The organism is Rhizobium sp. BK313 (assembly GCF_014193655.1).
GTDB lineage: Bacteria > Pseudomonadota > Alphaproteobacteria > Rhizobiales > Rhizobiaceae > Rhizobium.
Window position 1 is genome coordinate 1,359,490 of record NZ_JACHZQ010000001.1, and the last position, 13,577, is coordinate 1,373,066.

Consider the following 13,577-nt stretch of genomic DNA (forward strand, 5'->3'; position numbering starts at 1 on the left):
GTCGTGCAGCGTTCACCCGTGCCGTCGCAGCCTGCGACCGTCTCAGTAAAGCACCACGCTGCGAATGCTTTCGCCGGAATGCATCAGCTCGAAGCCCTTGTTGATGTCTTCGAGCGGCATGGTGTGGGTGATCATCGGATCGATCTGGATTTTGCCTTCCATGTACCAGTCGACGATCTTCGGCACGTCGGTGCGGCCACGGGCGCCGCCGAAGGCCGTGCCCATCCAAGTGCGGCCGGTGACGAGCTGGAAGGGGCGGGTCGAAATCTCCTGGCCGGCGCCCGCAACGCCGATGACGACCGATTTGCCCCAGCCGCGATGCGAGGCCTCCAGTGCCTGGCGCATGACCTTGGTGTTGCCTGTGCAATCGAACGTGTAGTCGGCACCACCGATCTGGTCCGCTCCGCGCTTGGTCATGTTGACGAGATATGGAACGATATCGTCACCGACGTCCTTCGGATTGATAAAATGGGTCATTCCAAAGCGTTCGCCCCAGGCCTTCTTGTCATTGTTGAGGTCGACGCCGATGATCATGTCGGCACCGGCGAGCTTCAAGCCCTGGATGACGTTGAGGCCGATGCCGCCGAGACCGAAGACGACAGCGGTCGCCCCCATCTCCACCTTGGCGGTGTTGATGACGGCACCGATGCCGGTCGTTACACCGCAGCCGATGTAGCAGATCTTGTCGAAGGGCGCGTCGGGATTGACCTTGGCGACGGCGATCTCGGGCAGAACCGTATAATTGGCGAAGGTCGAGCAGCCCATATAGTGATGGATCTTATCCTTGCCGATCGAGAAGCGCGAAGTGCCGTCCGGCATCAGGCCCTGGCCCTGGGTAGAGCGAATCGCCGTGCAGAGATTGGTCTTGCGCGACAGGCAGGAGGGGCACTCGCGGCATTCCGGCGTATAAAGCGGAATGACGTGATCACCCTTCTTGACCGAGGTCACGCCTGGGCCGACGTCGACAACGATGCCGGCACCTTCGTGGCCGAGGATAGCGGGAAACAAGCCTTCCGGATCGGCCCCGGACAGCGTGAAATCGTCGGTGTGGCAGATGCCCGTCGCCTTGACCTCGATCAGCACTTCGCCGGCCTTAGGGCCATCGAGCTGTACAGTCATGACTTCGAGCGGTTTTCCAGCCTGAACGGCAACGGCGGCGCGCACATCCATTGTTTCATCCCTTCTAAATTAATGATTTGGTTAGCGCGACATTGACATGGCCGCGCCAGACGGCTCAAGCGAAAAATCAGAGGTTTAGTAGCGAATACGGATTAGGCGAATTCCATGATTACCGCATCGACGGCGAGGCTTTCGCCCGGCTTCGCATTGATCTTGCCAACAACAAGATCGCGCTCGGCACGCAGGACGTTTTCCATCTTCATCGCCTCGACGATCGCCAACGTCTCGCCGGCCTTGACCTCCTGGCCTTGCGCGACGGCAATGGCGACGACAAGGCCGGGCATGGGGCAGAGCAGCAGCTTCGACGTATCCGGCGGCAATTTGACCGGCATCAGCTTGTCGAGTTCCGCCTGACGCGGCGTAAAGATTTTGGCTCGGACCGAGAGGCCTTGCCAGTCGATGCGCAGGCCGTTGAGGAACGGACGAATTTGGGCTGTCACCTTCTGCCCACCAACCGTTCCAGCCCAAACGGCGTCACCCGGGCGCCAATCGGTCGCGACGGCCAGGGTCCCCCCATTGATCTGCATGTCCATTTCGAGTGGGATGGTCACGAGCCCGTCCAACAGCGTCACCGGAATATAGTCCGCACCCAGCTTGACCATCCACTGCTCGCGCAGCGGCCCCGTCGCCTGCCGTAGCCTGTCGGCGTAGCGCTCGCGCCGGTTGGCGTCTACAAGGCCGCAGGAGAGGGCAACGGCGGCAAGCACGGCGGATTCGCCGTTGTCCGGCACCATCGGCGCAAAACCGTCCGGATATTCCTCGGCGATGAAACCGGTGGAGAGGCGACCTTCACGCCAGCGCGGATGCTTCATCAGCGCCGACAGGAACGGCATATTGTGTTCGATGCCGTCGACGACGAAACCGTCCAGGGCCTCGCCCATGGCATCCACCGCTTCTAGGCGTGTCGGCGCCCAGGTGCAGAGCTTGGCGATCATCGGGTCATAATACATCGAAATCTCAGCACCCTCGAAGACGCCGGTGTCGTTGCGGACGATGCGATTGCCGCTCTTGCCCTCACGCGGTGGACGATAGCGCGTCAGCCGGCCGATCGAAGGCAGGAAATTGCGATAGGGGTCTTCGGCGTAAAGACGGCTTTCGATCGCCCAGCCGTTCAGCTTGATATCGTCCTGCGCGAAAGGCAGCACTTCTCCGGCGGCAACGCGGATCATCTGTTCGACGAGATCAATGCCGGTAACGAGTTCCGTAACGGGATGCTCGACCTGCAGGCGGGTGTTCATTTCAAGGAAATAGAAATTGCGGTCGCGGTCGACGATGAACTCGACCGTCCCGGCACTCTGATAATCGACCGCCTTGGCGAGCGCGACGGACTGTTCGCCCATGGCTCTGCGGGTGGCCTCGTCTAGGAAGGGCGAGGGCGCTTCTTCGGCGACCTTCTGATTCCGGCGCTGGATCGAGCATTCACGCTCGCCGAGATAGACGACGTTGCCGTGGCCATCCGCCATGACCTGGATTTCGATGTGCCTGGGATCAACCACGAACTTCTCGATGAAGACGCGATCGTCGCCGAAGGAACTCTTTGCCTCGGAGCGGGCGCGCTCGAAACCGTCACGCACTTCGTTGTCGCTCCAGGCGATGCGCATGCCTTTGCCGCCGCCGCCGGCCGATGCCTTGATCATGACGGGATAGCCGATCTCAGCCGCGATCTTTTCGGCATGGTCGGCATCGTCGATCACGCCTAGATAGCCGGGCACGGTGGAGACATTGGCGGCATTGGCGAATTTCTTCGATTCGATCTTGTCGCCCATCGCCCTGATCGCCTTCGGCTTTGGACCGATGAAGATGATACCTTCCTTCTCCAGCGCCTCGCAAAAGGAGGCACGCTCGGAGAGGAATCCGTAACCCGGATGCACCGCTTCGGCTCCGGTTTCCTTGCAGGCGGCGATGATCTTTTCAGCGACGAGATAGCTCTCTGCCGCAGGGGCTGCACCGATATGCACGGCTTCATTCGCCATTTCGACGTGCAGGGCGTCGCGATCGGCGTCGGAATAGACCGCCACAGTAAGGATCCCCATTCGGCGCGCAGTCTTGATCACGCGGCAGGCGATCTCGCCCCTGTTGGCGATCAGGATTTTCTTGAACATGGAAACTCCGCCCAATGCATAGCCCTATCAGCGTTTTAGCCACAAATTGCACCGGCGGTCCATGCGGAAGATCAGCGTATTCAAACCGATTTCATCGATCGCGACTGAACACGCTCACGCCAGATGATGAAGAGGCCCGATCCGACGATGATCAGGATGCCGATCCATTTGGAAACATTTGGAAAGTCGCCGAACAGTGCATAGCCCAGAATGGTTGCCGAGATGATCTCGAAATATTGAAAGGGGGCCAGCAGCGACAGCGGCGCCAGCCGAAAGGCGCGGACGACCAGCAAATGTGCATAGCCGGAGATCGAGCCGAGAATCAGCAGCAGCACCAGACCGAGCCAGGAGGCGGGCAGGGACGGCGCAAAATCGGCAACGCCAGCCGATGCCCCCACCCAGAGCGCACCCGCCATGAAGACCGTACCGCCAATGCCGGCCATCGTCTGCATGGTCAAGGGCGAATCCGCCTCGCCGACGGCGCGGTTCATGAAGAGATAAAGCGCATAAAGAAAGGCGCAGGCGACCGGCAGCAGGGCCTTCCAGCCGAAAATCTCGAAACTCGGCTGAATGACGATCATCGCGCCGCCGAAGCCAACAACGATCGCCAGCCAGCGCCGCCAGCCGACCTTGTCGCCGAGGAACAGCGCCGAGAGGGCTGCCAGCATGAAGGGTTCGACGAAGTAGATCGCGAAGACATCGGCAAGCGGCATATATTTGACCGCCACGAAGAACAGCAGGCTTGCCGCGCCGTGCAACGCGCCGCGCAAAAGGTTCACCCACGGTCGCTTGGCCGAAAGCGCTGCCCAGCCGAAGACGACGAAAAGCAGCGGCAGGGTGCAGACGAGCTGGAAAAAGAACCGGTAAAAGGTCACCTGGCCTGGTGACATCGCCTCGAAAGTCGCCATGTATTTGGCGATCGCATCCATCACCGGCAGCACGATCATGGCGCTGGCCATGATGGCCATGCCTTGCAGAGAATTCTGATGGGTGGGAGTGGCGGCGACATCGGACATGACGGGCCATCAAACACAGGAATCATGTCCGATCAAGGCGTGGTATCAGCGTACCGTTGCCAATTCATCACACCATTTAGCGCAAAACGCCGGACTTTGCCAATTTGGCCAGATCGCGATGGCGACATGACGCCCCTAGACCTATGTCTGCATGGAAAATCCGCTAAAAAATAAGCGCGCCGCTCTGAATTTCACTCTGAATTTCACGGGCGCGACCAAAATAAGGATCGCACCGATGTTGAAGACGGAACATGAGACGACCGTTTTTTCGGATGAAGGCGACGATACCCTGGGTGGACGCCTTTCCATGGCCCGCGACGCCGCCGGCATCAGCCTCGAATCGCTGGCAAGCCAATTGGGCGTGGGGCAGGAGACGATGATCGCCTGGGAATCGGACCGTTCGGAACCGCAACCATCCATTCTGGTCAAAATGGCCGCCATGTTCGGCGTTTCACCGGCTTGGCTGATGACCGGCTCGGGCGATGGGCCGGGTGAGGACAGTGACGAACGGGCGCTGGAAGCCGTTAGGATCGAACTTTCGCGCCTTCGCTCCGCCCACCAGGAAATCGGCCGTCTGATCGAGACGACAACGCGGCAGATCGAAAGGCTCGACCATCAGATCCGGCTGCGCAATGTCAGCAAGGACGTCGCGCACTAAACCTCGTTGGCGGTTTCGCCGAATACCTGCTCGAAAGCCTCGCGCAGGCGGATATCCACATCCGCCATCATCACCGGCAGGCCGAGATCGACAAGGCTGGTGACGCCATAGGCGGAAATTCCGCAGGGCACGATGCCCGAAAAATGGCCGAGATCGGGATCGACGTTCAGCGACAGGCCGTGAAACGTCACCCATTTGCGCACGCGGATGCCAAGGGCGGCGATCTTGTCTTCGGCCATGGTCCCATCCGGCAGCAACGGTCTTTCCGGACGGCGCACCCACACTCCTACGCGGTCTTCGCGCCGCTCGCCGCGGACATTCATCGAATCGAGGGTCCGGATGATGACTTCTTCCAACGCGGCCACGAAGGCGCGGATATCCTGACGCCGGCGCTTCAGATCCAGCATGACGTAGGCAACGCGCTGGCCGGGGCCGTGATAGGTATATTCACCACCGCGCCCGGTGGCGAAGACCGGGAAACGATCGGGTTCGATGAGATCGGCCGTATTGGCGCTCGTGCCTGCCGTATATAAGGGGGGATGCTCGACCAGCCAGACGAGCTCCGGCGCTTGACCTTCGGCGATCGCGGCCACCTCCGCCTCCATGGTCGCCACTGCCTCATCATAGGGCACGAGACCATCGGCAATGCGCCAACGCACAGGCGGCGAGCCGGCAAGCGGAAACATTTGGTGTTGGAGATCAGTGCGTAGCATCAGCCAGTCCTTTGCGCCTGCTCGGCAGACAGCTCTCTTAGAAATTTGGCGCGCCGACAGGTTATCAACATATGGAGCCATTTGGACAGGAATTCAAACATCTACGAGATCGATGCCGTGAATCCAAAGGCGCGTTCAAGGGAGCTGTGCGCGAATGTTAAAAAATCTGACATATCGCTCTTGTGCCCCCCGAATGCTTTTGCTACATGCAGCCGCGCCGGAGCAATCCGGCCCTACCACGATGCGGTCGTGGCGGAATTGGTAGACGCGCAGCGTTGAGGTCGCTGTGGGGCAACCCGTGGAAGTTCGAGTCTTCTCGACCGCACCAACAACCCGCTTCGGCGGGTTTTTTGTTTTCAAACAAAAACTTAAGTCTTCGCGTGCCCCACGTCAGAACCATCACTTCTGTTCAACGGCATGCATTATTCAGGAATGCTGGAGACGATCGTAACCGGCCGCCCACACCTTGGCGGACAATTACGGGTAATCGAAATCAAATGACACTAAACGTGGAGTGCTATGGCAACCATGCGCCAAGAGCTGTCATCGCCGGATCAATACGTCTCGTCGCCCTCATTCGACATCGTGCAGCAACGCTGGCAGACGGTTCGCTGCAGGTTAGCGTCCAAGGTCGCCCGCGGCGGCGATGATCTCCGCTGCAGTCGGGAAGATAGAGAGGCTGTTCGGTCCGTCCAGCGACTCAATTTGCGCCCAGCCGATGGTGCCGTTCGCATCGACCAGGAAGTGCCCGACGAGTTGGGTAGCGTGGTTCGCGAAGATAGCATTGTCGGCTTCATCAAGCTCGAAGCGGTCCTTGGCGTTGAGTATCGTGTTGGCTTCCATCGGGTGTAGCGGTTCCGGCAACTCGCCCGTGGGGTTGATGCGTGCCGCCTGGAACTGCGCCATCGTTGCGGTGTAGGGCCATTCGGGCTGCTCGCTGCTCCCATCGGGCAGGAACTCGGCATGCGGCACACCGTAGGCCCGATGCGTGTGGCAGTCCGGATCGCATAGTAGCGTTACTGGCGTCGGACGGTGGCGAAAATACAGGCGGGCGCGTTCCGCCGGCGTGTTGATAACGGCCACGGTCTCCACCCCGGCGGCGCGCAGAGTAGGCTGTACGCCGGCAAGCTGTTCTACCTGACGCCGGCAGAACGGGCAGTGCAGCCCGCGAAAAAAGCCGATCAAGAACGGGCGACCGCTCAAGTCGGCGAAAGAGACCGTTCCGTCGAAGTTGGCCGTGGCTAGTGCGAACGCGGGCGCGGTTTCTCCAGGTTGCAGCGGGCGCTTCTGGTCTCCCATGAAATAATTCCTTTCTCGTATCGTCTAAGGTGAAACGAGCGAAATTTAACTATATCACTTGTCGCAAGAAGGCCCACCGCTCGATGTTGAGATCGCCGAAAGTGGCTAGGCACGCTGCTCCCCGCTCCGACCGGTGTCAAAGCTGCCCCCGCATCTTGCCTCTCCGGCTGGTGGAGGCCCAAAAGCCCGCAAGGGGGAACGGATGGAAGGTCGTTCACTTCCGGAATGCGCCATTTGCAGTCATTGCGGCTGTCCTGAGATCGTTCCACGCGCGATGGACTAACGAGACCCTATTTCTGGATTGGTCCGAAGTGCTCGTCGGGGTAGTGGATCGTTTCTTCGCCTGGTCTGCGTGAGCCAACAGCCAGGAAGATGCCCGGCTGGTCGGAGCGGTTCTGGATGTGATGGCCATTGCGCTCGCCTGCGGGAAAAGCGGCGAACATGCCAGCGGTTAGCTCATGAGGACCATTATCATCGAGTAATGTCAGGGTGCCTTCGAGCATGTATATGAATTCGTCCTCAACCGTATGCCAGTGTCGGAGTGACGACCACGCTCCCGGTTCAAGCCGCACGTAGTTGACGCCGAACTGCGTCAGCGAGAGCGATTTGGCCAACCTCAACTCGACCATACCGGCGAAACGCTCCGGCTTGATCTGGCCTTCATAGCTGGTGCTGGGGGTGCGAGGTTGCGGATGCGGCTCTCAGACATGGCCCTGATCTCCGGCGGTGAAATCGTCGCCACTAGCTAGCATGTGCTTTAGATCTAACAAAGGTCCGCTTAGGGCCCACAGCGGTCATTGGTTGCACTGCTACAGAAGACCGGATAGTTCCAAGGTAAGAGTTCATCGACGTTGCTCTGCCTGTGGCCATTGGCGATGGCGGTGGATACTTGGGCGACGGGTGACCGGCCCGGCAGATCGAGGCGCTCATGGAACGCGTGAAGGTGTCGCAACCTTGGGGCTAAAACGCGGGAACACCGTCGTGGGTCACATTGCCCCCGGAAATCCAGCGCTTTCGCGAGTTTTGCTAGTCTTCTCGACCGCACCAACAACCCGCGTCGGCGGGTTTTTTGCTATCTGGTGATCGTAGCTACCATTTCCTTTCAAAGTTGTATCTCAGAGCAAAACGCTTCCTTTGATAGTTATTTCCGTACAGTTGCCGTTCATGTTCTTCCCCATATGGTGTCGTTGATCGCTCGCGACTCGTGCGTCAATTGACAATCGAAGGGGCGGGGATGATTAATAGTTTCGACATTCGTCATAGAGCGGAGGATTTGCCAATGACTAGTCGTGCCATCCTGTTGATGTCTTTTGCGTCTCTTGCAGTTGTGGGCTCGATGGCCCTCTCATCGCCGGCTTCTGCGCTCACCATGAAAGAGTGCAGCACAAAGTATCAGGCGGCCAAGACGGCCGGTACCCTGAACGGCCAGACGTGGAATGATTTCCGCGCTTCGCAGTGCGCTGCCGATGCGAGCGCTACCACCACCGCGCCGACGACGACTGCGCCGGCAAAGACCACTACCAAGACGACGGCGGCTGCCAAGGCCAATACCGATGAACCTGATGCCGCCAACCCGCCGGCCAAGGAACCGCCGAAGGCAACGACCGCCGCACCGGCCGGCGTGACCTTCCCGAAGGCCATCGATTCCAAATATTCGAGCGAAACGCCCGGCAAAGGCCGTTTCCACACTTGTGTCGACGCCTATAACGACAACAAGGCCAAGAACAGCCTCAACGGCCTGAAGTGGATCCAGAAGGGCGGCGGCTATTACAGCCTCTGCAACACCAAACTGAAGGGCTGATCCGCCGCTTCATGCAGACAAACAGACGGGCGCCCCAGAGGCGCCCGCATTTTTATGTGCGGACGCCAGATCAGGCCTTGGCCTTTTCCCATTTCTTCACCAGCCGGTCGCGCTTCAATTTAGATAGACGCTGCAGCCAGAACAAGCCGTCGAGCTGGTCGACCTCGTGCTGGATGCAGACGGCAAGAAAGCCTTCGGCCTCCGCCTCATGCACTTCACCCTCAATGTCTTGGTAGCGGAAGCGGATCGCTTTCGGCCTGACGATCTCGTCCGTGAAACCGGGCATGGAGACGCTCCCCTCCATATGCCGCATCGTTTCCTCGGACGACCAGATGATCTCCGGATTGACATAGGTGCGTACGCCGTCTTCACGGCTGAGTTCGATCACGGTCACGCGCTGAAGTACGCCGATATGGGCGGCAGTGATTCCGACACCGGGAGCGGCGCGCATGGTATCCAAGAGATCGATGGCAAGCCCTCGCAAGCCGTCGTCGAAGGCGGTTACGGGAGTGCATACTCTTTTCAACAGCGGCGCTGGGAAACGGATGATGGGGCGGACTGACACGGCTCTCTCTGCTACTGGGACAACATGTTCGCTGCCTAAGGATAGGGGCAAGACGAGGCTGACGCCACCGTCTTACAGACACGACATAAAATGTCAGCATTTCCGTCTATCCAATTGTTGACAATGATCTTTTTGCCGTCATTCTCCAAGTTGGACTCCCAAATTTCCATGAGCAGACGCAGGAAGCGAGGCGGCAAATGACGACGACCGACGAAGACGAGCGCGTTCGCAAGGCCTCCGCGGAGACCCATCCCGATATCTACGACGAGGACGGCGTCGTCCGCTCCGATTTCCTGACCGAAGTCAGCGACGCGATCGAACGGCGCGATATTCCATTCCTGCAGCAGAATGTCGTCCGGCTGCACGAATCCGAACTCGGCGACCTCCTGGAATCGCTGCCTCCAGATCAACGTTTGGCACTGGTGCAATTGCTCGGCGACGACTTCGACATGACGGCGCTGACGCAGGTGGACGAGGCGATCCGTATGGAGATCGTCGATCAGTTGCCGAATGACCAGATCGCTGCGGCCATTGGCGAGCTCGATTCGGACGACGCCGTCTACATTCTTGAAGACCTCGACCAGGAAGACCGCGACGAGATTCTGTCGCAACTGCCATTCACCGAGCGCGTGCGCCTGCGACGCGCCCTCGATTACCCGGAACGGTCAGCCGGCCGCCGCATGCAGACCGAATTCGTCGCCGTTCCGCCATTCTGGACGGTCGGCCAGACGATCGACTACATGCGCGAAGAAGAAGAGCTCCCGGAAGCCTTCACCCAGATCTTCGTCATCGACCCGACCTTCAAGCTGCTCGGCAGCGTCGACCTCGACCGCATCCTGCGCACCAAGCGGCAGACGAAGGTCGAGAGCATCATGCGCGAGACATCGCACCCGATCCCGGCCGTGATGGACCAGGAAGAGGCCGCACAGGTGTTCGAACAATACGACCTGCTGTCCGCCGCCGTCGTCGACGAAAACGAACGGCTCGTCGGCGTGCTCACCATCGATGACGTGGTCGACGTCATCCATGAAGAGGCGGACGAGGACATCAAGCGCCTCGGCGGCGTCGGCGACGAGGAGCTGTCCGACAATGTCACCTCGACAGTGCGCTCACGCTTTGTCTGGTTGGCGATCAATCTGATCACGGCCATCCTGGCCTCTAGCATTATCAACGTCTTCGACGGCGCGATTGAGAAAATGGTTGCGCTTGCCGTACTGATGCCGATCGTCGCTTCGATGGGCGGCAATGCTGGCACGCAGACAATGACGGTCACCGTACGCGCGCTCGCCACCGGAGACCTTGACATCTACAACGCCTTCCGCGTCATCCGCAGGGAAGCGAGCGTCGGCTTCCTCAATGGTATTCTCTTCGCCATCATCATGGGCGCGATCGCCACCGTCTGGTTCCACGATTTCCAGCTCGGCATCGTCATTGCCGCGGCGATGATCATCAATCTCGTCGCGGCCGCCCTTGGCGGCATTCTTCTACCGCTGGTGCTGCACCGATTCGGTGCTGACCCGGCCATCGCCTCGTCGGCGTTCGTCACCACGGTCACGGATTGTACGGGATATTTCTCGTTCCTGGGGCTGGCGACCTGGTGGTTCGCCATTCATTAGGGGTCGCCCGTTCATGTGAACGCACAAAAGCCGCTCTAGCCTTTTGAATTTAGTGCATTCTTGACCAAAATGCGGAAGCTTGTCGCCGCCCCGCAGAAATTGACTATTACGTAAAAGTCAATATGATAGGCGCTGCGAGATAAGGGCGGACTATTGTTGGACAGATATTATAGCATAACGGAGCTGACGCGGGAATTCGGGGTTTCCACACGGACACTGCGTTTCTACGAGGACGAAGGTCTTATCCAACCGGAACGCAGGGGCCGCACGCGTCTGTTCCGACCAGCCGACCGTCGCCTGATCCAGGAAATCCTGCGCGGCCGCCGCATCGGCTTTACCATCGCCGAAATCCGCGAGATCATCCAGGTCTACAAGGAACCGCCGGGCGAGATCGGCCAGTTGAAACTCCTGATGAAGCGCGTCGACGAAAAGCGCGAGGAACTCCGACAGAAGCGCAAGGATATCGAAGACACGCTGACCGAACTCGATAATGTCGAGGAAGCCTGCCTCGGCCGCCTGGCGGAAATCGGCGTGGGTACCTGAGTTTTACCACGAGGTATCGATTTCTTACCTTTCCAGCCATAATTACAGCGCGAATGCTTCGTAGGAGTCCACGCGTTTCGCGGAAATAGTCGGCGTGGCGGAGTTCGGTGGATGGCAGTCAAACTAGGCACAATGTCCGCAGCATTCCTTGCGGCCATCCTTATCAACGTCGGTGGCGCGCGGGCTGCGGATAGCGATAACATCGACGTTCCAGTGCAGTTCGCGCTTCTGATGGATGCCAAAGATCCCATCGTCGGGGACGTCACATGCCACGTGAAGGACTACGTTTGCACTCTTGTCGCCGATAAGGATCCGGAAATCGACGTATCGATGACTTTTTATTCCGACGCGAATGCCAGTTCGCACGATGAAGACATAATCACCATAAGCTGCAGGCACCTTCCATGCTCCTTCCGCAACGGCCTCCAAGCAGCACGTCTGGCGGACGGACATAGATCCGGTAGGGACTACGAATTCGATCTCGTCATCGACTACGGTGATGGAGCAAATTCCCTTGTCTTGCGGCAAGGAACACAAGTCGGCCGATTACTGCTGATCAGATAGTGTAGGCAGGTTCCCGCAAATATACATTTCTACGAGATTTTCAAATCCAGCGCCGCGTACGCCTGCAGTAAAACTCGAATTCGCAGCCGAAGCGGGAGAGCAGATGCATCTCCTCGCAGCGAATGACCAGCAGTGTGGTCAGCGCCGCCGCCACCGCCGCCATGGCGACGAACCAGACATTGCCGATCATCAAACCAAGACCCGCCATCAGCAGCGTATAGCCAAGGTACGTCGGATTGCGGGTAAAGCGGAATGGCCCTTTGGTGACCAGATGCGCCGTGCAACGCTGTGTCAGCACAGTCGTGCGGCTATCAAGCAATGTCTTCACCGCCCAGACGTTCAGCGTGACCGCAACAATGGTCAAAAGAGCGCCGATGGCCCAGGCAATGATGGCCCAAAGATGGGGCAAGTACACAGGATAGTCCTGTTTCAGGTAGAGCGCCGTTATAACTGCAAGACTATAAACTAAAGGCGGCCATGGGAAACTCAGCGACTTGGAACGATAGGCATTCATAGAATAACCCTGTCATTGCGCTTGCTCCGAGCATTGTAATGCGATTCGGTTTATTCGTTCATCGCTATCTGCTTTGATTGCCCCGGATTCGAGGGGTGAAAAGAGGTTTTGCGCCTGCAATTTATCAAGCGTGCACTGGCAGAAGCTCCGGCACATGGATTCGCTGCCGGACCGTATGCACGAGGCTTGGCACTGCCTCATGTAGCTGAGCGTCGGATCGGGTGGCGGTGCCGGCACGACCAGCGAAAGAAGATAGACGAGACCGAAGAGCAGCGGCTGGTGGACGAGGTAGAAGATCAGGCTATGACGGCCGGCGCGGGCAATCAGGTTCCGGCCGGAACCGAGCTTTGCCAATGGCCGAAGCCATCCGAAAGAGGTCGCCAGTTGCGCCATGCCGAGCCCGAACAGGAATGGCGTCAGCCAGGGAAAGACCGGCACGTAGTCGTTCGAACGCGGCAGGTTCTCGGACAAGCCGACCCACCAGAGCCAGGGCGCATCGAAGACGGCGGAATGCAGCGAAAACGGCGCGATGACATTATCGACAACAATGCCGGCCGCCAGCAGAACGGCTATCAGCAGGGTCGCGAAAGCAGGCAGGCGCAGGAAGAGCAGACCGATGATGCTGGCGGCGGCGATGCTGTGCAGGATGCCGAAGAAGATCCACTCGTCGCGCATGCCGATGAAGGTAACGATGGAGATCGCCGCAGCGGCGGCAACGATCATGCCGAGGCGTTTGAAATAGGATCGCCAGCGGATCTCGGGAGTGTTGGCAAGCACGAGGCTAAAGCCGGCGAGAAAAAGGAAGGTGCTGGCAATGGCGCGAGCATAGATTTTCAGCCAGCCCGTCTCGGCCGTACCTGAATCGAGATAGCCGAAGAACTCGAAATCCCAGGTGCAATGATAGCTCGCCATCGCCAGAAGCGCGATGCCGCGGGCCGTGTCCAGGATGCCGATGCGGGGCAATTTCTGCGGCGCATCGGTGCTCTCGGCGATAACGGCCATCGGCA

At 59.1% G+C, this 13,577-nt stretch carries 14 protein-coding genes and 1 tRNA gene; 6 read left to right on the forward strand and 9 right to left on the reverse strand.

What is annotated here, in order from left to right:
- Window positions 1-42 precede the first annotated feature (42 nt).
- The 3 genes from FHT86_RS06420 to FHT86_RS06430 form a co-directional block, all read right to left on the reverse strand.
- Window positions 43-1,170, reverse strand: coding sequence for an S-(hydroxymethyl)glutathione dehydrogenase/class III alcohol dehydrogenase (locus FHT86_RS06420; RefSeq protein WP_133706039.1), 1,128 nt, complete (start codon window positions 1,168-1,170; stop codon window positions 43-45).
- Window positions 1,171-1,271: 101 nt separating this feature from the next.
- Entirely contained in the window at window positions 1,272-3,281 is a 2,010-nt protein-coding gene (locus tag FHT86_RS06425) for an acetyl/propionyl/methylcrotonyl-CoA carboxylase subunit alpha (RefSeq protein ID WP_133706040.1), read from the reverse strand.
- 80 nt (window positions 3,282-3,361) lie between these two features.
- Complete coding sequence (locus FHT86_RS06430) at window positions 3,362-4,297, reverse strand: DMT family transporter (RefSeq protein ID WP_133706041.1); 936 nt, start codon at window positions 4,295-4,297, stop codon at window positions 3,362-3,364.
- A 235-nt stretch (window positions 4,298-4,532) separates the two neighbouring features.
- On the opposite strand from FHT86_RS06430, the gene FHT86_RS06435 reads away from it, so the two are divergent.
- A complete protein-coding gene (locus FHT86_RS06435; protein ID WP_133706042.1) occupies window positions 4,533-4,955 on the forward strand; it encodes a helix-turn-helix domain-containing protein in 423 nt (140 codons plus the stop codon).
- Here the strand turns inward: FHT86_RS06435 and lipB are convergent.
- Window positions 4,952-5,668: a lipoyl(octanoyl) transferase LipB gene (gene lipB / locus FHT86_RS06440; RefSeq protein WP_133706043.1), complete on the reverse strand. Its 717-nt coding sequence runs from the start codon at window positions 5,666-5,668 to the stop codon at window positions 4,952-4,954. The genes FHT86_RS06435 and lipB overlap by 4 nt on opposite strands.
- Window positions 5,669-5,911: 243 nt before the next feature.
- On the opposite strand from lipB, the gene FHT86_RS06445 reads away from it, so the two are divergent.
- Window positions 5,912-5,996, forward strand: a tRNA-Leu gene (locus FHT86_RS06445).
- A gap of 290 nt (window positions 5,997-6,286) precedes the next feature.
- Here the strand turns inward: FHT86_RS06445 and FHT86_RS06450 are convergent.
- Window positions 6,287-6,967, reverse strand: coding sequence for a peroxiredoxin-like family protein (locus tag FHT86_RS06450; protein ID WP_133706044.1), 681 nt, complete (start codon window positions 6,965-6,967; stop codon window positions 6,287-6,289).
- A 290-nt stretch (window positions 6,968-7,257) separates the two neighbouring features.
- Window positions 7,258-7,596: a cupin domain-containing protein gene (locus tag FHT86_RS06455; RefSeq protein WP_133706045.1), complete on the reverse strand. Its 339-nt coding sequence runs from the start codon at window positions 7,594-7,596 to the stop codon at window positions 7,258-7,260.
- Between the two features lie 650 nt (window positions 7,597-8,246).
- Here FHT86_RS06455 and FHT86_RS06460 point away from each other — a divergent pair.
- Window positions 8,247-8,768 carry a hypothetical protein gene (locus FHT86_RS06460; protein WP_133706046.1) on the forward strand — a complete coding sequence of 174 codons (522 nt, stop codon included), beginning with the start codon at window positions 8,247-8,249 and terminating at the stop codon, window positions 8,766-8,768.
- A 70-nt stretch (window positions 8,769-8,838) separates the two neighbouring features.
- On the opposite strand, the gene FHT86_RS06465 is transcribed toward FHT86_RS06460, so the two are convergent.
- Window positions 8,839-9,333 carry a peptide deformylase gene (locus FHT86_RS06465; protein ID WP_133706047.1) on the reverse strand — a complete coding sequence of 165 codons (495 nt, stop codon included), beginning with the start codon at window positions 9,331-9,333 and terminating at the stop codon, window positions 8,839-8,841.
- A 197-nt stretch (window positions 9,334-9,530) separates the two neighbouring features.
- On the opposite strand from FHT86_RS06465, the gene mgtE reads away from it, so the two are divergent.
- The 3 genes from mgtE (at window position 9,531) to FHT86_RS06480 (ending at window position 12,056) form a co-directional block, all read left to right on the forward strand.
- On the forward strand, window positions 9,531-10,949 hold the full coding sequence (mgtE, locus tag FHT86_RS06470; protein ID WP_133706048.1) for a magnesium transporter: 1,419 nt from the start codon (window positions 9,531-9,533) through the stop codon (window positions 10,947-10,949).
- 156 nt (window positions 10,950-11,105) lie between these two features.
- On the forward strand, window positions 11,106-11,492 hold the full coding sequence (locus FHT86_RS06475) for a MerR family DNA-binding transcriptional regulator (protein ID WP_133706049.1): 387 nt from the start codon (window positions 11,106-11,108) through the stop codon (window positions 11,490-11,492).
- Window positions 11,493-11,603: 111 nt separating this feature from the next.
- The gene (locus tag FHT86_RS06480) at window positions 11,604-12,056 is read left to right on the forward strand and encodes a hypothetical protein (RefSeq protein ID WP_133706050.1); all 453 of its coding nucleotides are present in this window, start codon (window positions 11,604-11,606) and stop codon (window positions 12,054-12,056) included.
- Window positions 12,057-12,096: 40 nt separating this feature from the next.
- Here FHT86_RS06480 and FHT86_RS06485 read toward each other — a convergent pair whose 3' ends face one another.
- Window positions 12,097-12,570: an isoprenylcysteine carboxylmethyltransferase family protein gene (locus FHT86_RS06485; protein ID WP_133706051.1), complete on the reverse strand. Its 474-nt coding sequence runs from the start codon at window positions 12,568-12,570 to the stop codon at window positions 12,097-12,099.
- Between the two features lie 12 nt (window positions 12,571-12,582).
- Window positions 12,583-13,572, reverse strand: coding sequence for a heparan-alpha-glucosaminide N-acetyltransferase (locus FHT86_RS06490; protein ID WP_133706052.1), 990 nt, complete (start codon window positions 13,570-13,572; stop codon window positions 12,583-12,585).
- Between the last annotated feature and the right edge of the window lie 5 nt (window positions 13,573-13,577).